The organism is Methyloceanibacter caenitepidi (genome assembly GCF_000828475.1).
GTDB classification, from domain to species: Bacteria; Pseudomonadota; Alphaproteobacteria; order Rhizobiales; family Methyloligellaceae; genus Methyloceanibacter; species Methyloceanibacter caenitepidi.
The window spans coordinates 2,452,318-2,472,393 of record NZ_AP014648.1 but is presented as its reverse complement, the minus strand read 5'-3'; the positions used below and the strand labels follow the sequence as shown (position 1 = coordinate 2,472,393).

The following is a 20,076-nucleotide window of genomic DNA, read 5'->3' as shown; positions in this document are numbered from 1 at the left end:
GCCTTTAGACCATAGAGCCATGCACGCATTTCGCACACACACTTGCGGCGCGCTTCGCAGCGCCGATGTCGGCAGCACTGTTCGGCTGTCGGGTTGGGTCCATCGCGTCCGCGATCACGGCGGCCTGCTGTTCATCGATCTACGGGATCACTACGGCATCACGCAGATCGTCGCCGATCCGGATTCGCCCGTGTTTGCGGCTGTCGAGCGTCTGAAGCCGGAATGGGTCGTACGGGTGGACGGCACGGTGGTTGCGCGTTCCGAGGATACGATCAATCCGAACCTGCCGACCGGCGAGGTCGAGGTGCGCGTCGCCGATCTCGACATCCTGTCGGAGTCCGCCGAGCTGCCGCTCCCCGTTTTCGGCGAGCCGGACTATCCGGAAGAGACACGGCTGCGCTACCGCTTCCTCGATCTGCGCCGCGAGACACTTCATGCCAACGTCATGAAGCGCGCGGAGATCATCTCCTCAATCCGGGAGCGCATGCGCGACGCGGGCTTCTTCGAATTTCAGACGCCGATCCTGACGGCCTCGTCGCCGGAAGGCGCGCGGGACTACCTGGTGCCGTCCCGCGTGCATCCGGGCAAGTTCTACGCGTTGCCGCAGGCGCCGCAGCAGTTCAAGCAGCTCATCATGATGGCCGGCTTCGACCGATACTTTCAGATCGCGCCGTGCTTCCGCGACGAGGATGCGCGCGCTGACCGCTCGCCGGGCGAGTTCTACCAGCTTGACCTCGAGATGAGCTTCGTCACCCAAGACGACATCTTCAACACGGTCGAGCCGATCATCCGCGGCCTGTTCGAGGATTTCGGCAACGGTCAGCCGGTGACGCAGAAGTTCCCGCGCCTCCCTTATAAGGAGGCCATGCACAAATACGGCACCGACAAGCCGGATCTGCGCAACCCGATCGAAATGGAAGACGTGTCCGAGCACTTCCGCGGGTCCGGCTTCAAGGTCTTCGCCGGCATGCTGGACAAGGACGAAAACGCGCGCGTCTGGGCCATCCCCGGCAAGACCGGCGGCAGCCGTGCGGTTTGCGATCGGCTGAACTCTTGGGCGCAAGGCGAGGGGCAGCCGGGCCTTGGCTACATCTTCTTCCGCGACGGCGAGGGGGCGGGCCCCGTCGCCAAGAATATCGGGCCTGAGCGGACCGAAGCGATCCGCACCCAACTCGGTCTCGGTGATGGCGATGCCGTCTTCTTCGTGGCGGGACTGCCGAAGGACTTCGTCGACTTCGCCGCGCGGGCCCGCACGAAGATCGGCGAGGAGCTGAAGCTGACCGCCTCGGGCCGCTTCGACTTCTGCTGGATCGTTGATTTCCCGATGTTCGAGTGGAACGAGGACGAGAAGAAGATCGACTTCTCCCATAACCCGTTCTCGATGCCGCAAGGCGGGCTCGAAGCGCTCGACACGATGGAGCCGGAGGAGGTTCTCGCCTACCAGTACGACCTCGTCTGCAACGGCGTTGAATTGTCCTCGGGTGCTATCCGGAATCACAAGCCCGAGATTATGGAGAAGGCGTTCGCCATTGCCGGCTATCCCAAGGAAGAGCTCGAGGCCCGGTTCGGCGGCATGCTACGCGCGCTGCAATATGGGGCGCCTCCGCATGGCGGTATCGCACCAGGCATCGACCGCATGGTGATGCTGCTTTGCGGCGAGGAGAACTTGCGCGAGGTCGTGATGTTCCCGATGAATCAGCAGGCAGAAGACTTGCTGATGGGTGCGCCGTCCGAGGTGTCTCCCGAGCAGCTCAAAGAGCTTAGCATTCGGATCTCCCTGCAAAAGACCAAGAGCTAGATTTCGGGCCAGAGCTAGTCTTTTGGAACGATTTCCTTCGCGCGATCCAGGGCCTCCTTCGCGCGGCGCTCCAAGGACTCCAGATCCTGCTTCTGAGGGATGTCGCGGCGACCGGTCTCGAGCACGATTTCGACCTGCTCCTTGAGTGTGGCGCACTGATCCTTGTCCGCCAGCGCAAGCAATTGCCCGAGACTTTCCACCAGCCGGATTAGAATCGCAGGTTGCTCCGAGCCGTGCTGACGGATTTGCCGAAACGCTTCCTGGACGATGTCGGCAAATGTCGAGTGGGGCGCCAAGAGCCGTACGGCGCCATCGGAATCCGTCCAGACGCATTGCGCGGGTCCTCGCCGCATCATCTTGGCGAGCGATGTGGTCAGCCGGTCGATGACGGCCATGGCCGTGAAAGGGTCGTTGATGCTGGGCGACAGCGCCCGCAAGGCGACCTCGACGAGTTGTCGTACGGACGCTTCCAGATCCTGTACCGAAGCGCGCTCGCCGCCAACTATCACGCAGTTTTCAATTTGGTCCTGAATACCGTCGTTGGCCGCGTCGGCGGGACTGATCCAGGCATAGGTCGATCCCGCGACTACGTGGCGCCCCGGCTTGAACGAGATCTCGATAACCGCGTCCGCATCCTTAGCGCAGTCGACCAGCCCATCGTAGTTGAGGGCCTGCACATAGCCGTTGGCCGTTAGGCTCAACGGCGCGCCGGTTTGGGAGGGACGGGTCTCCGGCTCGCTCGCACGGTCGGCCTCGCGCTCCGGAAGCAGGCGCTTGATGTCTTCATCGAGAGTCTCACCCACGCGTTCGATCGTGTTGTCGGCGATGATGGAGCGGGCCAGGTGATGCACGAATACCAGCAGTGCCATGAGACAAAGTAGAACCAGCAGCGTCCCGATGCTGACGGCAAGATTAGGGACCTCCTCGACGTTGCCATACGCCGCGCGGAGAACCAGGAGCAGATAGACAACCGTCGCTATAAAGAGGCCGAGCGTCGCTTGGGTGCGCCGGTCGGCCATGAAGCTGCGGATGAGACGCGGGCCAAGCTGCTGGGCGGCCAGCGTCAGCACGACCATGGTGATAGAGACGACCAGCGTCGCCATGGTGATCATGGCAGTGACGAGACTGGTCAGGAACGGCGGCGCCTCCTCGGCGTTGCCGCTGTAGAGAAACCAGACGGAACTGTCGTCTTGGCTTAGGGGAAGATGGACCGCGAGGAGTGCTGTAGCGGCCGCAACCAGCACCATAAGAAGAGGAAGGGCCCAAAGGCTCATCCAGATGCGGTGCCAGGCTGTCAGAATCCGTGTCAGCATCTGCCGCGCCCGGGAAGAAAACACAATCGACGTTTGGTCATCTCATCAGTCTTAAGGCAAGCAACGCTTTGGGCCAAGCAACCCTCGGCACCGAGGCACCACGTGGGGCGTCGGTTTCGCGGCAAGCGCCGGTGATCTCGTTGGGTCAGCAGTCGGAAGACCTGCCGACAGGACAGCAGCGGCCGCTGTAGGGCGGGCAGCTCAAGAAGCTCAGTTTCCGGAATTCCCTCTCAAAAGCAAAAGACTAGCGCACCGCTTCAGGCCAACACTCAGGCTACGTATGTTTTGGCCGGCATCAATTTCATGACAACGCTGACAGGACGGCTGTTTCGCGGTTATCATGGGTCCGAGGGTGCTGCTGAAAATACAACACAACGGAGTGCGTCTGCATGCAGACGAAAGCCGTCGGTGGTGCGCTGCATGCCGCTAGGGGGAACCTCTTTCCTGGAGTGACGGGACGAAAGGACAAGGGACCATGACGTTAGGCGAGCGCGTCTATATCTACTGCGAACGGGGAACGAACGAGGCTCTGTGGGCCGAGCCCATCAACGCCATTTCCAATGTCGGCTTTTTTCTAGCCGCTCTGATCTTCTGGCAGCTCGTCTTGTGGCGGCCGCCGGAGCAACGCAGCGCCGATCACTATCTGTTCGTAGCGCTCGTGTTCGCGATCTGCTTCGGCAGCATCGCCTTCCACGTCTATGCGGATCGCGGCACCGAACTTGCGGACGTGATCCCCATTGCCGTGTTCATGCTGGTCTATCTCGGCTTTGCCTTGAACCGGCTCTTGACCGTGCCGCCCGGATGGACGGTCTTCCTGGTCATCTTGTTCGCCGGACTGACCGCCGCGGCCGGCCAAGTTCACTGCTGGGACGGTGGGGTCGGCTTCGCGGCCGGCGCGCCGGACGGGGCGAAGGTCTGCATGAATGGCAGCGTCGGCTATCTGCCGGCTCTCGGCGTGCTCATCGTCGTCAGTATGCTCCTGGCGGAGCGGCGCCATAAGGCCACGCCCTACGTCATGGCCGCGACGCTCGTCTTCGCGGCGTCGATCCTGCTGCGGTCACTCGACATGGCCTATTGCAGCAGCATCGTTGTCGAGGGCCGCAACACCGGCACGCACTTCATCTGGCATCTTCTGAACGCGGTCGTGCTCTTCCTACTGATGCGCGCAAGCCTGGAAACAGGCATTAGGCCGCTACCGGAACCGGTCGAGGAAAAGCCGGAGGAGAAGGCGCCCGAAGCCAAGGTCGAGCCCGAGGCTAAGTCGGAACCCGAGGCCAAGGCCGAACCTGAGGCGAAGGAACCGGAAGCCAAGCCGGAACCCGAGTCGAAAGATGAGCCTCCGGCAAAGGCGGAGGAAGCGCCGGCCGACGCCGACGCGCCCAAGGAAGAGGGCGGTTCGGACGAGGGGGCCCCGAAAGATGAGGCTTCCGAAGAGGCGTCTTCTGAAGACAAGCCATCGGACGAAAAGCCCTCCAAGGAAGCATCCGGGACCAGGAAACGCACCAAGAAGGCGCCCTCGTAAGCGGCGCCTTCACGTCCGGCGGGCGGGAGTCCTTAGACAAACCGTATCGCAACGGTTAGTAGGGCTATTCTTCCAGGTCAGGCCGCCTTCCGGGCGGTCCGGCCCCGGCGAGGGACGCGCGGCGCGCGTCCCGCTCGCTCCGCGGACGTGGTGGAATTGGTAGACACACAGGACTTAAAATCCTGAGGCCGAAAGGCCGTGCGGGTTCGATCCCCGCCGTCCGCACCAGCAGCTCGTCGGTGCATCCGCAGGTTGGCGCCGGTGTCCGGTTCAGTGCTCCGGGTTGATCGACCGTACGTAGGGGGTGCGACGCGCGGCATGCCGTCTCGCGCCGTCGGTCGTCCAAGGGAAGAACATAGGGCACGGCTTGGTGATATCCGGGACAATTAGGTCGAGACCGGGGTGGCTCAGCTCTTCATTCATGAGCAGGAGGGATAGCCACAGCGCGCAGCCGCGATAGTGAACGCAGTCCGAGCATCGGCTTGTGTCCCGGAATTTATTCAACTGGGCGACTGAGTATTGGCCCATGATCTCGGCCCCTGGCCTCTGGTCCAGTATGGCTGACGACGGGAAGCGGTGGATTTCCAAGCGCAAAGCGTGGCTGGTCGCCAGCTAACGCCCGAACCGCAGCTATTTTATGACATGATCATCTCCGTGCCGCATCGGCGGCGCGAGAAGGACGAGATCGACTGCTGCCGGCGTCTTTCGGCCAACTCGCGCGGTTCCGGAGGAGCGCTTCGTAGCCCGTGACAGAACGTGGCTCCGCTCCCTAAGACCGACGCGGTCCTAGAGAGCCGAACCAAGTGCTCGGAAGAGTGGCTGCGGCTACGGGCAGTTGTTGCCGGTCCGCATGCATTCGCGCATCCGGTCGCGCAGGTCGTCTTTCCAGTCCTGGGCATCTTCGGCGCCAGCGGACTTGCCTTCTTTCTGGCCGTTCTTCCAGCCGGCCATGTAGCCGATGTTGTAGCCCTGCTTGTAATACTTGGCACATTCCTCGGCCGAAAGATCCATGGTGCCGATGATCGTGTCGTTGAACGAGGCCTTGTAGGCGTCGTTGAAGCCGTCCGTGTAGCCGTCCTTCTGGCCGGCGGACTTGCCGCTGGAGTAGCACTGCTCGGCGGTCTTCGCAGCCGCGGGCAAGGGGGCGGCGATTTCGGTGAACATGAAGGCGGCGAGTATCAAGAAGGCGAACTTCGAGAGAAAAGCAAACGTGGTCGTGGTCTGAGCAATCTTGGTCATGATGTGTTCCTTCGTGGGTTCAAGGGCGTCTGCGCTGGCTTGTCCGCCAGAACTGGGAAGGAACGTACGGACGCCTGCTCGTCCGGTGTATGGGGTGGATCCCTCATATGGCCGCCGGCGGGTTTCGGGGCGCGAGGCGTTCGCAGCCGGACGACGAGGCCTGCAACAGTTGCGGGCGCGCCAGGTTCGGCTGTTTCCGATGGGCGGGATCCCATTCGCGCGTCCGAGCCCTATGACCCGTTTCGCTCTTGCATTGCACAATCGACAACCCTGATTGCGCATCGTACGCTTCGTTCAACAGCGGCCAACGAGAGCGCGATAGAGGGAGGAAGTTTGTGAACGAGCAGCCGAAACGCGAGAGGTTTTTTGGTGGGTGTCCTCATGACTGCCCGGATACATGCGCCATGTACTACGAGGTCGAGGGCGGCAGGCTCGTCGATGTCAGGGGGAACAAGGAACATCCCATGACCCGCGGCGGGTTGTGCGTGAAGCTCAAGGACTTCCACGAGCACCACTACAATCCGGATCGCGTGCTGCATCCCCTGCGCCGTGCAGGCCCCAAGGGCAGCCGCAAGTTCGTTGAGATAACTTGGGACGAGGCGATTGCCGAGATCCATGCGCGCTGGACGGACATTATCAATGAGTACGGATCGCAGGCGATTCTGCCGTACAGCTATCTCGGCAATGAGGGGCTGGTGCAGGGACTGACCTGCGGCGATGCCTTCTTCAACCGCCTAGGGACGACCGTGAACGAAAAGACGTTTTGCGCGTCCGGTTCCTCGACGGCTTGGCTCTTGACCGTCGGGCCAACCGGCGGCGTCGATCCGGAAAGCTTCGTCCATTCGAAATACATCGTGATCTGGGCGTGCAACTCGATTTCCACCAACCTGCATCATTGGCCGTTCATTCTGGAAGCGCAGAAGAACGGTGCGAAAGTTGTCGTGATCGACAGCTACCGGTCGCGTACGGCCAAGGCCGCCGACTGGCACATTGCGCCCAAGCCAGGCACGGATGGCGCGCTCGCCATGGGCATCATCGCCGCCATGATCCGCGGCAACTACGTGGACGACGAATGGGTGCACGCGCACACGGTCGGCTATCCTGAGCTCGCGCAGCGGGCGCTCGATTTCACGCCTGATTACGTGGAGGAAGTCACCGGCGTTTCGGCCGAGGACGTGGCCCAGTTCGCCCGTGAGTTCGCGAGCGTGCAGCCCTCCGTGATCCGCATGGGCGTCGCCCTGGAGCGTCACGCGGGCGGCGGTCAGACGATCCGGGCCGTGTGCGCCATTCCGGCGCTCGCCGGGTCTTGGCGGCATGTGGGCGGCGGCCTTTTGCAGATGCCGCTCTGGGAGTTCCCCATCGACTGGGGCAAGGTCTCTCGGCCCGACTACATCCGGCCGCACACCCGCGTCGTGAACAATCTCCAGCTCGGCCGGGCTCTCACCGGCGACATGCAGCTCGACCCGCCGATCAAGGGGCTATTCGTGTACAACACGAACCCCGTCAGCCAGGCACCTGAAACCAATCGCATTGTGGAAGGCCTATCGCGCGAGGACCTGTTCTTCGTCACGGCCGAACATTTCATCACGGACACGGCGGCCTACGCAGACATCATCCTGCCGGCGACCATGGCCGGCGAGCACGACGACATGATGTTCTCGTGGGGGCACTTCTATTTGACCTTGAACGAGAAGGCGATCGAGCCGCGTGGTGAGGCCAAGTCGAATGCGGAGATTTTCCGCCTCCTGTCCGCAGCCTTCGGGTTCGACGACGATCCACGCTTCACCATGAGCGACATGGAGCTTGCGGAGCACTACATCCAATGGGACGCACCGCAGATGGCCGGCATCGATATGGATTACTTCCGCAAGCACGGCTATTTCCACCTCGCGGTCGGCACGCCCGATAACCGACTACCGCATGCGGAGGGGAACTTCCCGACACCGTCAGGCAAGGTCGAGTTCTTCCTGCATGGCGCCACGAACTTCGTCGCGCCACCGTTCCGGATGATGTACGAGGACAAGCAGTCCGGCGAGGATGTGGATCCGCTGCCCGGCTATTTGCCGCCGCGCGAATCTCCGGAGACGAACCGGAAGCTCGCGGACCAGTACCCGCTCAACATCATCTCGCCGAAGAGCCACGGCTTCCTGAACTCGTGCTACGCCAACGAGCCACACAAGATCAAAGGTCAAGGCGAGCAGTTCGTTCTAATAAACAAGGCCGACGCAAAGGCCCGTTCGATCCGCGATGGCGATCCCGTCCGGGTCTATAACGACCGGGGCGACTTCGAAGGTTTGGCGCGCGTCACCGACGACGTGAACAAAGGCGTCATCGTCGCAACGCTCGGCTATTGGCGGAGCCTCAACCGGTCGGACGGTTCGGTGAACTGCATCAGTTCGGATGAGTTCGCGAGCCTGGGGCACGCGCCCACCTTCTCCGACAATCTGGTTCAGGTGAGACGCGTCAATTAGTGTTTGGAGTGCCGGCGGCCTGGTCTGCTGAGGCTAGGCCGCGGCATTCTTCGCGCGCACCTTTTGCAAGGTGGTAAAGCCTTCGAACTCGGGGTGGCCCTGATACAAGGGCTTGCCCTCGCCGGCGCGCGCATGCGCCTTGCGGAAAGCTTCCGATCGTGTCCAGGCCTCGAAGTCGGCTTGGGAACGCCAGATGCTGTGCGAGGCGTAGAGGACGTGGTCCTCCCGCTCGGGTCCCTTTAGGAGATGGAATTCGACAAAGCCGGGGACGTCTTCGAGATGAGTCTCGCGCGACAGCCAAACTTGCTCGAAATCCTCTTCCGCGCCTTTGAGTACTTTGAACCGGTTCATGGCGATGAACATGCTTCTCGTCCTTCTAAAATTTGACCGCGTCCAGGAGCTGCTCCGTCAGACGCCGGCCGTGTCAGCTGCCCGATGTCAATCTTCCTTGGACGGGGTGTCTTCCGATTGAACGGGCGGCGCGTCGAAAACCGACCAGCCGACCTTGCGGCCGGTGGGCGGTAGGTTTGCCGCCTCGGACTTGTCGAGCAGGAGATGCGCCTTCGCCACCATGAGCGCCGTCACAGGCGCCGTCAAAAACAAGAACGTCGTGATCAACAGTTCTTGGATGGACATCGCGTTCCCCTTCAGGAGGAAGTAGAGCATCGAGGCGATCAGCGTCGCGCCGATGCCGAGCGTCGTCGCCTTGGTCGGACCGTGCAGCCGCCGCATCAGGTCAGGCAGTTTGGCCAGGCCGAGCGAGCCGACGAAGAGGAAAAAGGCGCCGAGGCAAATCAGGGCCGCTACTGCGATGTCGCCGAAGTCGGTCATCGATCTACTCCATCACATTGCCGCGCAAGATGTACTTGCAGTACGCGACCGTCGTCAGGAAGCCGACCATCGCGAACAGCAAGGCGACTTCGAAATAGAGTTCCGTGCCCCAATAGATGCCGGCAAGCACCACAAGTCCGATCGCGTTGATCGTCAATGTGTCGAGCGCGAGAATTCGCGTCGGCATGTCCGGCCCTACGAGCACGCGGTAAAGGCAGAGCAGCATGGCCGCGCTGATCGCGACGAAGGCGATGGCACAGGCGGTTTCGATCATCTCTCGAAGATCCTTTGCAGTCGGGTCTCATAGCGAGCCTTGATTTCGGCCACGGTCTTCTCGGGGTCGTCGGTTTCAAGGCAATGGACAAGCAGCGCGCGTCCGTCGGCGCTCAAGGTGGCACTCACGGTGCCGGGGGTCATCGTGATGGTGCCGGCGAGGGCGGAGATGGCTTCCGGCGACCGGAGATCGAGCGGGATGGTGACGAAGTGCGATTGCAGATCGTCGCCGCGACGGAACAGGATCAGATACGCGACCTGAAAGTTAGCGACGACGATGTCCCACAGCACGATGAGCGCATAGGTGACGATCGTGAGCGGGCTCTTGACCAACGGCCGGTCGGGCCAAAAGGCGCTCGTCGCGCGCGGAACAACGATGCCGAGGATCAGCCCCAGCACGGCGGCGCCCCAGGACACCCCGTTGAGGAGAATCCAGACGATAACGATCAGCACGGTCAGCAATGGATGGGGAACGAGCTTTGCGAACATCGTCAGTGCTCCTCCACCTGCGTATCGGCCGGCACGGGCACGGTCGTGGCCTCATCGGCCGGCTCGGTAATCGGCCGCTCCGGTTCGGTGTTCTCTTGTGGCCCGAGCACTGCGTTGACGTAGTTCTGCGTGTCGAGCGCCTGGCCCGCGGTCGCATGCAGGGCCTTCACGGCGGGACCTGCGAACACGGCCAGCATCAGGCTCGCGCCCACGAGAAACGCCACCACGACCATAGGCGTCTTGGAGGCGGTTTCCCAGCCGGGTCCGGTCGTCTGCCCGTCGGTCTTCCAGAAGATCGTGCTTCCGGCGCGGGCGAAGGCGATGGTCATCATCAACGAGGCCACGAGGATCGTGGTCCAGATCAGCCATGCCCGCGGCGCGTCGTACGTCGCGTCGAGAACCATGAGCTTGCCGATGAAGCCGGACAGTGGCGGCAGCCCCACGACAGCGATGGCCACGAGGAAGAACAGCGCGCCGAGGACCGGCGCTTGGCTGATCGGGTTGCAGGGAACCAAGGCGTCGAGCTTGTTCGGACGGCGCGCGGCGATCAGATCGACGATCAGGAACAGCGCGGCGCCTGCGATGGTGCTGTGGACCAGGTAATATAGCGCCGCCGTCAGCCCATCGACGCTGAACAGGCCGATGGCGATGAGGATCGTACCCATCGAGGCGATCGTGTTGAAGGCGGCGAGGTCGAGCAGTCTTCGTGCGCCGAGCAGGCCGGCCGTGCCGACAGCAAGGGTCACGAGCGCAGCGGGGACGACCCAGGGTGCGGCGACAGCGCCCAGCGTCTCGGCGCCGGCGCCATCGCCGAACACGGTGCCGAACACGCGGATGATGGCGTACGCGCCCACCTTGGTCATGATCGCGAAGAGGGCGGCGATAGGTGCGGAAGCGGCGGCGTAGGTTGCCGGCAACCACCAGTGCAGCGGCACGAACGCAGCCTTGATGGCAAAGACGAGCAAGAGCAGAAGCGCCCCCGTCTGCAGGAGCGCCTGGTCGTTTGCCGCGACCGCCCGCGCCTTGACGGCAAGATCGGCGAAATTGAGCGTGCCGGTCACGCCATAGATCAGCCCGACCGCGATCAGGAACAGCGACGATGCGATGAGATTGATGGCCACATATTGGAAGCCCGCGCGCAGGCGCTTCGCGCCGCCGCCATGCAGCATGAGGCCGTAGGATGCGATCAGCATGACCTCGAAGAAGACGAAGAGGTTGAACAGGTCGCCTGTGAGGAAGGCGCCGTTCAAACCGAGCAGCTGGAAATGGAACAGCGCGTGGAAGTGCCGCCCGCGCCTGTCCCAACCGGCGATGGCGTAGAGCAGTACGGCGAGAGCGAGTCCCGCCGTAAGCACCAGCATCGTGGTGGAGAGACGGTCGATGACGAGCACGATGCCGTATGGCGCCGGCCAGGCGCCGAGGCGGTAAGCGTCCGTCTCGCCGTCGCTGACGGCTTGGTAGAGGAACAGCGCGATCCCGAGCAAAGCCACGGTGGAGGCGACCGAGAGCACGCGCTGCATCTCGATGTCGCGCCGCCGCACCAGGATCATAATCGCCGCGGTGATGGCGGGCAGGATCGCCGGCGCGATTATCCAGCTTGTTGCGATATGCGGAGCCGTCATGTGCCGGTCTCCGTCTCGTCAGGGAAATCGTCCTCGGGGAGGTCTGCCGTGTCCGTCGCGGTCTCGAGGAACCCGCGCAACGCGAGCACGACGATCAGTGCCGTCATGCCGAACGAGATGACGATGGCCGTGAGCACGAGAGCCTGCGGCAGGGGATCGGTATAGGCGTCGGCGCCCCCAATGATCGGCGGCTTATCGATGACAAGCCGTCCCGACGAAAACAAGAAGATGTTAATCGCGTAGGACAGCAAGGTCAGGCCGACCACGATCGGGAAGGTCCGCTGCTGAAGAATCAAATAGACAGCCGCCGCCGTCATCAAGCCGATCGCGCTGGAGACGATGAGTTCCATGTCAGCTCTCCTTCTTGTTCGAGCTGACGACCCGGCCGTCCTTCAACGGAACGTCCATCGGGCCTTCGGGAATGACTTCGGGCTCGGCGCGCGCCTCGACACGCGATATCTGGGCCAGCGAGAGCATCACGACGCCGACCACGGCCAGGAACACGCCGAGGTCGAACGACATGGCCGAGGCGAGTTCGAACTCGCCGACGATCGGAAGGTGCACATAGGTGTAGGTACTGGTCAGGAAGGGCCAGCCGAAGATCAGCGATACCACGCCGGTCAGTCCGGCGATCAGCACGCCCGTGCCGATGAGCACCTGGCTGTCGAGGCGCATGCGGGATGCGGCCCAGCCGTAACCGCTGGCGATGTATTGCATGATGAGCGCGATGGCCACGATCAGTCCGGCGATAAAGCCGCCGCCCGGCTCATTGTGACCGCGCAGAAAGACGAAGGCCGCCACCACGAGCACGAGTGGGAACAGGACGCGCGTTGCCACGACCAGCATCATCGGGTGGGCGTTGACGCTTTGCTCGCGGTCGCTGCGGATCGACGCGAGCGTGCGCGCGGCCGCGCCGCGTAAGGCGTTGTCGAGCAGCGCGAAGATGGTGATCGCCGCGATCCCGAGCACGATGATCTCGCCGTAGGTATCAAAGCCGCGGAAGTCGACGAGGATCACGTTCACCACATTGGTGCCGCCGCCGCCGGGCTTGGCCTCGGCCAAGTAGTAATCCGAGATCGTCTGGAAATCGCGGGTCATGATCGCGTAGGCGAGGGCGGCGATGCCCAGGCCTACGGCCGCGGCAACCAGCGCGCGCGCAAACCGGCCGCCGGTGCTCGTTTCCTGCGGCGAGGTCTGCGGCACGAGATTGAGCGCGAGCAGCAGCAGGATGGTCGTGACGATGTCGACGGAGATCTGCGTCAGGGACAGATCGGGCGCGGAGAACTCGAGGAAGAACAGCGCGGCGATCAAGCCGACGCCGCTGGTCAAGAGCAAGGACAGCAGCCGGTTCTGGTGCCAGAACAGCAACGAGATGCACAACGTCGCAAGGACGAGCCACGCGGCAGTCGCCGGGAACGATCCCGGAATGACGGCCCGCGTCCCCGGTCCATGTGGCGCGTTGAAGAAGCCCGCTGCGCCGACCGCGAGGATCGTCACCAGGATGACGCCGGCATAGCGCGAGAACGAGCCGTTGTGGGTGGCATTGATGAAGCCGCGCGCGCCGCGGACAAGGCCCGAGACGCCGGCGTCGAACATGCTCTTCGCGTCCATCCCCGCGAAGACAAGGCGGAGCTGATCCGCGGCGTTGTAGGACCGGAACAGGAAGGCGCCGCCCACGAGGGCGATGACGCTCATCAGAAGCGCGGGGGTGAAGCCGTGCCAGAGAGCGAGATAGTATTTGGGCAGCGGGCCGCCGACGACCGCCGACGCGGTACGCTCGACAATCGCGCCCGCCGTCTCAGCCGGGAAAATGCCAATTGCGATGACGAGGACGGCGAGGAGCGCGACAGGCAGCCACATGCCGACAGGCGGATCGTGGGGCTTCTTCGGATAGTCGTCGCGCACGGGGCCGAGGAAGGTGCTGATGGCGAAGCGGTACGAGTAGGCGGCAGAGAACAGCGCAGCCAGCGTCACCAGAGACGGGATCACCCAGGTGTGTCCGCCATAGGCGGTATGCGAGGCTTCCTCCAGCATCATCTCCTTGGAGAGGAACCCATTGAACAGCGGAATGCCAGCCATCGACGCCGCGCCGATCATGGCCAGCGTCGCCGTGATCGGCATGAGCGTCATCAGCCCCCCGAGCCGCCGGATGTCGCGCGTGCCCGCCTCGTGATCCACGATCCCGGCGCACATGAAGAGGCCCGCCTTGAAGGTCGCGTGATTGAGGATGTGGAACATCGCGGCAATCGCGGCAAGCGGCGTGCCGAAGCCGAGCAGCATTGTCACAAGGCCCAGATGGCTCACGGTCGAATAGGCCAGCAGCGCCTTGAGGTCGTTCCGGAACAGAGCGATCCAGGCCGCGATCAGCATGGTGACAAGACCGATCGGCGCGACGATGAGGAACCATGCATCGGCCGGCGAGAACACCGGCCAGAGCCTGGCCATCAAGAACAGTCCCGCCTTCACCATGGTCGCGGAATGCAGATAGGCGGAGACGGGCGTCGGCGCAGCCATGGCGTGCGGCAGCCAGAAATGGAACGGGAACTGCGCGGACTTCGTGAAGGCCCCGAGGAGGACCAGGAGCATCGCGGGCAGGAACAGCGGCGAGGACCGGACGGCGTCGCCGCGCTGAAGGATCTCGGTGATCTCGTAGCTGCCGGCGATGTGGCCCAGGATCACCATGCCCGCGATCAGCGCGAGGCCGCCGGTGCCGGTGACGATCAGCGCCATGCGGGCCCCTTGGCGCGACTCGGGCAGATGCCGCCAATAGCCGATAAGCAAGAACGAGGTGAGGCTGGTCAGTTCCCAGAAGACGATCAGCAGAAGGATGTTGTCGCTGAGGACAATGCCGACCATCGCGCCTTGGAACAGCAGCAAATAGAAATAGAGGAGGCTCAGGGAATCCTTCGAGCCCAAATAGTACCGGGCATAGAGAATGATCAGCAGCCCGATGCCGAGAATGAGTCCGGCGAAGAACAGCCCGAGGCCGTCGGCGAAGAACGAGAAGGACAGCCCGATCGTGGGCAGCCAGGGCACGCTCCAGGTGACGACCTCGCCATTGTAGACCGCCGGCGCGTGCGACATCGCGAGCACGAGCGCCGTCAGGGTGACCGCGCCGGTCGCAATCGCGCAGATATCGCGCCCAAAGCGGTCCGCCAACAAAGGCACAACCGCGCCGAGAAACGGCGTGAGTGTGGCGAGGGCAAGAAGCATCCGTAAGGCTTACCGGGGTTTGTGAAGAGGGCGGCGACTAGAAACGGCGGCGCGGGAATCAGCGTTTGATGTCATCCAAGCATAGCCGGATCAAGGCCGAAAGTCGTCTGAAGCGGGATTGCGTGAGCCGCGCCGATTAGGCGCGCCGTGGAAAATCCAAGCAGCAGGATGAACAGCCCCACGGTCGGGTAGAATGTCAGCGCGAAGCCCAAAGAGCGGGCCACGGCTCCCCGCTCATATCCCAAAAAGAAGAGTATCCGTCCGAGGCTGAAGAGCGCCATGCACAGAAGCGGCAGCAGCCTCGTTTCGGCAGGGGTGAGGGCAAACCAGGCACCGTAGACCGCAATGGCGAGGACCGATTGCTCCAAGGTGTTCTGCAGCATCGACTGCAGCATCCGCGCTTTCGCCGTCTCGCTCGGGCCCGCCGCGCCGTCGATGTCTTCCGGCGTGAAGAATCGGTGTTTCGCAAGACGGGCAACCGAGACCAGGAGCCAGAACGCAACGCCGGTCGTGACATAGGCCCACAATCGCATCGTGCCCGCCTGGTCGTCTGGGCCGGCCGGAAATCCGGGCCAAACGAAGGGCAGCGCGAGCGTTGCGGCGGTCACGGCCACGGCGATCGCCATGCCTGTCGCAACCCCGACCTGCTTCTGCGTCGTCAGATCAACCTTCATGGCCATAGAGCCAATCGAAGCCGCGCAACGTTGCCGTTTCGCTGCGCAGACCGAGAATGGTGTTGCGCGCAGCGCGGAAAACCTCGCCGAAAAAGCCGTCGCCCATGTGGTAAGCCCGGCCGAGGCGCTTTGAGGCCTGCTGGACCCGTGTCGCGCGTGGGCGGCGAAGCGCCTCGTAGGCCTGAAACGCGTGTGAGGGCTGCGCGCGGTTCGCCCCCAAAAGCTCGGCGAGCTTTGCGGCATCCTCGATTGCGAGTCCGGCCCCTTGCGCCAAATACGGGAGGACCGGGTGGGCGGCATCGCCCAGGAGAACCGTCGCGCCGCGCGACCAATGGGGCAGGGCCGGCAGACGGAACAGCGACCAGGCCCGCCAGCTCGGCGCGGCATCCATCAGGCCGAGCGGCGCGTCGCTCCAGCGTGCGAAGTTGCTGAGCACGGTTTCCTTCTCGGCCGATCTGTTCCACCCCTCTTGCTTGTCACCTTGCTCCGTCACCGCCACGACATTGACGGCGTCGCCGCCCCGCACGGGGTAATGCACCAGGTGGGAGCGGGGCCCGAGCCAGAGGCCGACGATGGGAGCGGAGAACGGTTCGGGGAGGGCATCGCGCGGCATGAGGCTGCGAAAAGCCGTTGCCCCGGTGAAGGACGGCGCCAGGCCCGGCGCGACCCAGCCGCGCACCGTGGACCAAAGTCCATCCGCCCCGACAAGGAGTGAACCGTGCTGCGTCTCGCCGTTGGAACCGGTGACGCTTACCCCATCCTCATCGCGAATATCGGCAACTGTGAACTCAGTGGTGAGCGAGACGTGTGCGCAACCGGCGGCAACGGTTCGGAGTGCCTCATGCAGGTCGGCCCGGTGTGCGGTGATGTAGGGCGCGCCATAGCGTTTCTCCGCTAGGTCACCGAGCGGTACCGTCGCGAGCTTATCGCCATTGCGGCCGTCGAACAGCCAGACCGCCTCGGGCCGGAAGGTCTGTGGGTTGAGTGCGTCGAGCACACCCAGTCGCTGGAGAATTCTTGTGGCGTTAGGACCGAGTTGGATCCCCGCGCCGCTTTCTTCCGCGAAAGTCGAGCGCTCGAGAATGTGCGACTCGATCCCCTCACGATCCAGCGCGATCGCGGCCGTCAGCCCGCCTATGCCGCCGCCCGCAATCAGGACAGGCCGGTGAGTCGTCATCGAGATTTTGTCTTAGGCCGCCGGTGCCCCCGCGGGCGCCGTGGCCACGTAGACGCATCCATCGGGATCGCTTTCAGTCGGCGCCAGCGCAACGTCGTAGACATAGAGCGTCGAGCAATACGGGCAGATGACTTCGTTATCGCTGCCCATATCGAGATAGACGTGAGGGTGATCCTGAGGCGGCGAAGCACCCATGCACTGGAACTCCTTGACGCCGATCTTGATCCGGTTGACGCCTATGTCATTCACGTAATGGGGCACGAGCGATTGAGCCATGGTATTCCGTTCGCCAGTGGTTGAAGGTCGATGGGGCCAGCATAGTGACCCTTGATGCGATGCGGTAGGTCAAAGAATGCAGAGTTTCGATTCCGATGGCGTGCGGATCGCCTATCTGGATGAAGGGGACGGCGATCCGATCCTTCTGATCCATGGTTTTGCGTCAAACGTCGTGACCAACTGGGTCGATCCGCAATGGGTGCGCACGTTGACGCAGGATGGCCGCCGGGTCATTGCACTCGACAATCGCGGCCACGGGCAGAGCGACAAGCTGTACGATCCCGCGCGCTACGGCGCCCCTGAAATGGCCGAGGACGCGATCCGGCTCCTGGATCACCTCGGTATCGATCGTGTGGATGTGCTCGGCTATTCCATGGGCGCACGGATCGCGGCGTTTCTCGCCTTTGCCCATCCGGAGCGGGTGCGAAGCATCGTGTTCGGCGGCCTCGGGATCCACATGGTCCGGGGCATGGTGGGCGCGGGGCCTTTAGCGGCCGCGCTCGAAGCCCCTAAGCTGGAAGACGTTACGAACGACACCGCGCGCAGTTTCCGCGTTTTCGCCGAGCAGACGAACAGTGACCTCAAGGCCCTGGCGGCCTGCATGCGCGGCCCGCGCGAGAAAGTGCCCCGGGAGAAGCTCGGCGAGCTCTCCGTGCCGGTTCTCGTGGCGGTCGGTAGTAAAGATGTGATCGGCGGATCGGGAGCTGCGCTTGCGGAACTCATTCCGAATGCCCAGTTCCTGGATATATCCGGGCGCGACCATATGAAGGCCGTAGGCGACAAGCAGTTCAAAGAGGGCGTGCTGGCGTTTTTGGCGTCTCGCTCCTGAAGGTCTGGTTTGCCAAAAGCGGCGGCCGCGCTAGACGTGACCATATGTACCTGCTAGGGGGGCTCAACTGAGCCGAGCTCCGAAGAGGTGAGCCATGAACAAGCCCGCAGTGGCGGCACAGCCAAAAGTCGAAAGTTGGGATCCTGTCTGGAGCCAAGTGCGGCGCGAGGCCGAAGAGGTCAGCGCGGCCGAGCCTGCTCTGGGCGGTTTTCTCTATGCCTCCATCCTCAGCCATTCGCGCTTCGAGGATGCGGTCGTGCATCGTTTGGCGCGGCGCCTGCAGCACGCCGTGCTCGACCCCGGCCTGATCCACAAGACATTTCATGAGATTCTGGATCAGGACCCCACGCTCGGCGAGGAGTTCCGCGCCGATGCGATGGCCTGGATTCAACGCGATCCGGCCTGCGACCGGTTGATCGAGCCACTGATCTATTTCAAGGGCTTCCACGCCTTGCAGACGCATCGCATCGGCCATCGGCTGTGGAACGCGGGGCGCAAGGATTTCGCGCTCTATCTGCAGAGCCTCGTCTCCCGCTTCCTGCAGGTGGACATCCATCCAGCGGCGCGGATCGGCCGTGGGATCATGATCGACCATGCCACCGGCATCGTGATCGGCGAGACGGCGGTGGTGGGCGACAATTGCTCGCTGCTGCATGGTGTGACGCTTGGCGGGTCCGGCAACGAGCATGGCGATCGTCATCCCAAGATCGGCCGCGGCGTGATGATCGGCGCCGGCGCGAAGATCCTCGGGAACATCAAGGTCGGCGACTGCGCGCGGATCGCCGCCGGCAGCGTAGTGCTCAAGGACATTCCGGCGCGCCGCACGGTTGCGGGCGTTCCGGCCAGAGATATTGGTGAAAACACGTGCCCAGAACCGGCGCTGACCATGGATCAGTTCGTCCCGGGCGAGGATGTTCACCTCGGCGACGACGAATTGTAAGGTTCTGAAGGGGGCAAGTGCAGTGACACGCGACGAAATTCTGAAACTCGAGAGCTATCTGAAGAAGACCTTCCGCATGGCGGATATCGAGGTCCGGCAACGGCCCCAGAAGGACGATTCCGCGGAGGTCTATATCGGCGACGAGTTCATCGGAATTCTGTTTCGTGACGACGAGGACCCGGACGACACGGCCTACCAGTTCCAGATGGCCATTTTGGACTACGACCTCCAGTAGTGGCACCTGCGTGGCTTTGGGGCACGCGTTAACCACTCATTAAGAATAAAAGTCACATCAAATGCCACGCTCGCTATGGTGCGTCTCGTCGAGATGCGCCATGGGATTGGCGCCACCAGGGGAGTGGCCATGAGCGAAGGGCTGGTTTTTGCGTTCGTGATCGCGGTCGGTTTCGTGACTGCCGGGGTTCTTTCGAGTTTCGTTCAACTCGTTTCGGGACAGCCCATGCGCTTCTTCGTGGAGCACCGGTCCCTCGCGGCATCAATCGGCAGTGTCCTCCTGCGGGTCCTTGCTGGCCCCGAAATCCTAATGCGCAACGCCTGGCGGGGGATGATCGTTGAAAAGCGCCCGCAAGGGTGGTTCTGGCTCGCGTCGGGGATCGCGGGTTTCTGGAGCCTCCTGATCGGCTGTCTTCTGATCGACATCCTCTTGAACGTTTAGGCGCTCCGAAAAAGAAGGAGCCGGCCTCCGGGGAAGGAGGGCCGGCTCGAGTAGGGGCCCGGCTTGGTGGGGATCGGTGGGGGATGGTCACCGGACCCTTGGAATGCCTCCCGTTGAGGGGGACTGGGGAGGCAAAACGCGGTTGTTAGCGGCGGTTCGACGCCGACGTTGCAGGCTGCGGCTCCAGATCGGGCGGCAGCAGTGAAATCCAAACGAGAGGGTTGCGGGCGGATTGCTGCTTCACGAAGGTGTAGGGCGTATCGGCCCAGGCCTTCACCTGGTTCACCTTGTTGTCGAGCACGAAGTCGCCGCGGTCGGTCCGTGCGGTCAGCACGGCGTGACCCTCATTGTTCTCGTCCCGGACCACGGTGATGAGGAGGGCGGTTGCCGGCCAGCCGCGCTGGATCAGGATGCGCCGCTTCAGCAGCACATAGTCCTCGCAGTCGCCCTGCTTGTCCGGGTAGGTCCATCTTTCGATCTCTCCGTACAGATCCATGTCCGTGACCGGTGCGATCGCGGCGTTGACCGCGACATTGACCTTGCGGAGCGCAGCGGCACGCGCCGGGGTCAACTGAATGCGATCCGTGAACCGGCGCGACGGGCGGCACTCGGCCGATCGCGCGCGGCAGAAGTTCACGTAGCCAATGGGCGGCAAGGTTTCACCGAAGGATTGCATGAAGCTCATCTGATAAGAGTCGGATGAGTTCTTCAGCGAGATAGTGTGTTTATTGGT

20 protein-coding genes and 1 tRNA gene are annotated in these 20,076 nt (G+C 63.1%); 8 read left to right on the top strand and 13 right to left on the bottom strand.

The window, feature by feature from the left end; genetic code table 11:
* The first annotated feature begins 19 nt into the window (after positions 1-19).
* The gene (aspS, locus tag GL4_RS11665; protein ID WP_045367738.1) at positions 20-1,798 is read left to right on the top strand and encodes an aspartate--tRNA ligase; all 1,779 of its coding nucleotides are present in this window, start codon (positions 20-22) and stop codon (positions 1,796-1,798) included.
* A gap of 14 nt (positions 1,799-1,812) precedes the next feature.
* Here aspS and GL4_RS11660 read toward each other — a convergent pair whose 3' ends face one another.
* Positions 1,813-3,111, bottom strand: a complete 1,299-nt coding sequence (locus tag GL4_RS11660) for a DUF2254 domain-containing protein (protein WP_045367736.1) — start codon at positions 3,109-3,111, stop codon at positions 1,813-1,815.
* Between the two features lie 475 nt (positions 3,112-3,586).
* On the opposite strand from GL4_RS11660, the gene GL4_RS11655 reads away from it, so the two are divergent.
* Positions 3,587-4,633 (top strand): ceramidase domain-containing protein, encoded by a 1,047-nt coding sequence (locus tag GL4_RS11655; protein WP_045367734.1) that lies wholly within the window; start codon positions 3,587-3,589, stop codon positions 4,631-4,633.
* Positions 4,634-4,774: 141 nt separating this feature from the next.
* Positions 4,775-4,861, top strand: a tRNA-Leu gene (locus GL4_RS11650).
* A 597-nt stretch (positions 4,862-5,458) separates the two neighbouring features.
* Here GL4_RS11650 and GL4_RS11640 read toward each other — a convergent pair.
* Entirely contained in the window at positions 5,459-5,872 is a 414-nt protein-coding gene (locus GL4_RS11640) for a hypothetical protein (RefSeq protein ID WP_045367731.1), read from the bottom strand.
* A 335-nt stretch (positions 5,873-6,207) separates the two neighbouring features.
* On the opposite strand from GL4_RS11640, the gene GL4_RS11635 reads away from it, so the two are divergent.
* On the top strand, positions 6,208-8,343 hold the full coding sequence (locus GL4_RS11635; protein ID WP_045367729.1) for a molybdopterin-containing oxidoreductase family protein: 2,136 nt from the start codon (positions 6,208-6,210) through the stop codon (positions 8,341-8,343).
* A 33-nt stretch (positions 8,344-8,376) separates the two neighbouring features.
* Here GL4_RS11635 and hmuQ read toward each other — a convergent pair whose 3' ends face one another.
* The 10 genes from hmuQ to GL4_RS11585 form a co-directional block, all read right to left on the bottom strand.
* Positions 8,377-8,706, bottom strand: a complete 330-nt coding sequence (gene hmuQ, locus GL4_RS11630) for a heme-degrading protein HmuQ (RefSeq protein WP_045367726.1) — start codon at positions 8,704-8,706, stop codon at positions 8,377-8,379.
* Between the two features lie 75 nt (positions 8,707-8,781).
* Entirely contained in the window at positions 8,782-9,174 is a 393-nt protein-coding gene (locus tag GL4_RS11625) for a Na+/H+ antiporter subunit G (RefSeq protein WP_045367724.1), read from the bottom strand.
* A gap of 4 nt (positions 9,175-9,178) precedes the next feature.
* The gene (locus tag GL4_RS11620; RefSeq protein WP_045367721.1) at positions 9,179-9,448 is read right to left on the bottom strand and encodes a K+/H+ antiporter subunit F; all 270 of its coding nucleotides are present in this window, start codon (positions 9,446-9,448) and stop codon (positions 9,179-9,181) included.
* Positions 9,445-9,936, bottom strand: coding sequence for a Na+/H+ antiporter subunit E (locus GL4_RS11615; protein WP_045367719.1), 492 nt, complete (start codon positions 9,934-9,936; stop codon positions 9,445-9,447). The genes GL4_RS11620 and GL4_RS11615 overlap by 4 nt, the downstream gene beginning before the upstream one ends.
* A 2-nt stretch (positions 9,937-9,938) precedes the next feature.
* Entirely contained in the window at positions 9,939-11,558 is a 1,620-nt protein-coding gene (locus GL4_RS11610) for a monovalent cation/H+ antiporter subunit D (protein ID WP_082025631.1), read from the bottom strand.
* Positions 11,555-11,908 (bottom strand): Na+/H+ antiporter subunit C, encoded by a 354-nt coding sequence (locus tag GL4_RS11605; protein WP_045367717.1) that lies wholly within the window; start codon positions 11,906-11,908, stop codon positions 11,555-11,557. Before GL4_RS11605 ends, GL4_RS11610 begins: the two co-directional genes overlap by 4 nt.
* A gap of 1 nt (position 11,909) precedes the next feature.
* The gene (locus GL4_RS11600) at positions 11,910-14,771 is read right to left on the bottom strand and encodes a monovalent cation/H+ antiporter subunit A (protein ID WP_045367715.1); all 2,862 of its coding nucleotides are present in this window, start codon (positions 14,769-14,771) and stop codon (positions 11,910-11,912) included.
* A gap of 71 nt (positions 14,772-14,842) precedes the next feature.
* Positions 14,843-15,445: an MAPEG family protein gene (locus tag GL4_RS11595; RefSeq protein WP_052464424.1), complete on the bottom strand. Its 603-nt coding sequence runs from the start codon at positions 15,443-15,445 to the stop codon at positions 14,843-14,845.
* On the bottom strand, positions 15,435-16,622 hold the full coding sequence (locus tag GL4_RS11590; protein ID WP_045367713.1) for an FAD-dependent monooxygenase: 1,188 nt from the start codon (positions 16,620-16,622) through the stop codon (positions 15,435-15,437). Before GL4_RS11590 ends, GL4_RS11595 begins: the two co-directional genes overlap by 11 nt.
* Before the next feature lie 12 nt (positions 16,623-16,634).
* Positions 16,635-16,898 (bottom strand): zinc-finger domain-containing protein, encoded by a 264-nt coding sequence (locus GL4_RS11585; RefSeq protein WP_045367711.1) that lies wholly within the window; start codon positions 16,896-16,898, stop codon positions 16,635-16,637.
* Positions 16,899-16,974: 76 nt separating this feature from the next.
* On the opposite strand from GL4_RS11585, the gene GL4_RS11580 reads away from it, so the two are divergent.
* From GL4_RS11580 to GL4_RS11565, 4 genes are all read left to right on the top strand, one after another.
* Complete coding sequence (locus tag GL4_RS11580; RefSeq protein ID WP_045367710.1) at positions 16,975-17,727, top strand: alpha/beta fold hydrolase; 753 nt, start codon at positions 16,975-16,977, stop codon at positions 17,725-17,727.
* A 94-nt stretch (positions 17,728-17,821) separates the two neighbouring features.
* Positions 17,822-18,667: a serine O-acetyltransferase gene (gene cysE / locus GL4_RS11575; protein ID WP_045367708.1), complete on the top strand. Its 846-nt coding sequence runs from the start codon at positions 17,822-17,824 to the stop codon at positions 18,665-18,667.
* A 22-nt stretch (positions 18,668-18,689) separates the two neighbouring features.
* Positions 18,690-18,902 (top strand): DUF3126 family protein, encoded by a 213-nt coding sequence (locus GL4_RS11570; protein WP_045367706.1) that lies wholly within the window; start codon positions 18,690-18,692, stop codon positions 18,900-18,902.
* Positions 18,903-19,031: 129 nt separating this feature from the next.
* The gene (locus GL4_RS11565) at positions 19,032-19,343 is read left to right on the top strand and encodes a DUF6949 family protein (protein ID WP_045370018.1); all 312 of its coding nucleotides are present in this window, start codon (positions 19,032-19,034) and stop codon (positions 19,341-19,343) included.
* 145 nt (positions 19,344-19,488) lie between these two features.
* On the opposite strand, the gene GL4_RS11560 is transcribed toward GL4_RS11565, so the two are convergent.
* Entirely contained in the window at positions 19,489-20,028 is a 540-nt protein-coding gene (locus GL4_RS11560) for a transglutaminase-like cysteine peptidase (RefSeq protein WP_244462609.1), read from the bottom strand.
* Positions 20,029-20,076 lie beyond the last annotated feature (48 nt).

Excerpts from the sequence above, each read along its gene's own strand:
- aspS (WP_045367738.1), top strand. The coding sequence starts at position 20 with ATGCACGCATTTCGCACACACACTTGCGGCGCGCTTCGCAGCGCCGAT.
- GL4_RS11660 (WP_045367736.1), bottom strand. The coding sequence starts at position 3,111 with ATGCTGACACGGATTCTGACAGCCTGGCACCGCATCTGGATGAGCCTT.
- GL4_RS11655 (WP_045367734.1), top strand. The coding sequence starts at position 3,587 with ATGACGTTAGGCGAGCGCGTCTATATCTACTGCGAACGGGGAACGAAC.
- GL4_RS11640 (WP_045367731.1), bottom strand. The coding sequence starts at position 5,872 with ATGACCAAGATTGCTCAGACCACGACCACGTTTGCTTTTCTCTCGAAG.
- hmuQ (WP_045367726.1), bottom strand. The coding sequence starts at position 8,706 with ATGTTCATCGCCATGAACCGGTTCAAAGTACTCAAAGGCGCGGAAGAG.
- GL4_RS11625 (WP_045367724.1), bottom strand. The coding sequence starts at position 9,174 with ATGACCGACTTCGGCGACATCGCAGTAGCGGCCCTGATTTGCCTCGGC.
- GL4_RS11620 (WP_045367721.1), bottom strand. The coding sequence starts at position 9,448 with ATGATCGAAACCGCCTGTGCCATCGCCTTCGTCGCGATCAGCGCGGCC.
- GL4_RS11615 (WP_045367719.1), bottom strand. The coding sequence starts at position 9,936 with ATGTTCGCAAAGCTCGTTCCCCATCCATTGCTGACCGTGCTGATCGTT.
- GL4_RS11610 (WP_082025631.1), bottom strand. The coding sequence starts at position 11,558 with ATGACGGCTCCGCATATCGCAACAAGCTGGATAATCGCGCCGGCGATC.
- GL4_RS11605 (WP_045367717.1), bottom strand. The coding sequence starts at position 11,908 with ATGGAACTCATCGTCTCCAGCGCGATCGGCTTGATGACGGCGGCGGCT.
- GL4_RS11600 (WP_045367715.1), bottom strand. The coding sequence starts at position 14,771 with ATGCTTCTTGCCCTCGCCACACTCACGCCGTTTCTCGGCGCGGTTGTG.
- GL4_RS11595 (WP_052464424.1), bottom strand. The coding sequence starts at position 15,445 with ATGAAGGTTGATCTGACGACGCAGAAGCAGGTCGGGGTTGCGACAGGC.
- GL4_RS11590 (WP_045367713.1), bottom strand. The coding sequence starts at position 16,622 with ATGACGACTCACCGGCCTGTCCTGATTGCGGGCGGCGGCATAGGCGGG.
- GL4_RS11585 (WP_045367711.1), bottom strand. The coding sequence starts at position 16,898 with ATGGCTCAATCGCTCGTGCCCCATTACGTGAATGACATAGGCGTCAAC.
- GL4_RS11580 (WP_045367710.1), top strand. The coding sequence starts at position 16,975 with ATGCAGAGTTTCGATTCCGATGGCGTGCGGATCGCCTATCTGGATGAA.
- cysE (WP_045367708.1), top strand. The coding sequence starts at position 17,822 with ATGAACAAGCCCGCAGTGGCGGCACAGCCAAAAGTCGAAAGTTGGGAT.
- GL4_RS11565 (WP_045370018.1), top strand. The coding sequence starts at position 19,032 with ATGAGCGAAGGGCTGGTTTTTGCGTTCGTGATCGCGGTCGGTTTCGTG.
- GL4_RS11560 (WP_244462609.1), bottom strand. The coding sequence starts at position 20,028 with ATGAGCTTCATGCAATCCTTCGGTGAAACCTTGCCGCCCATTGGCTAC.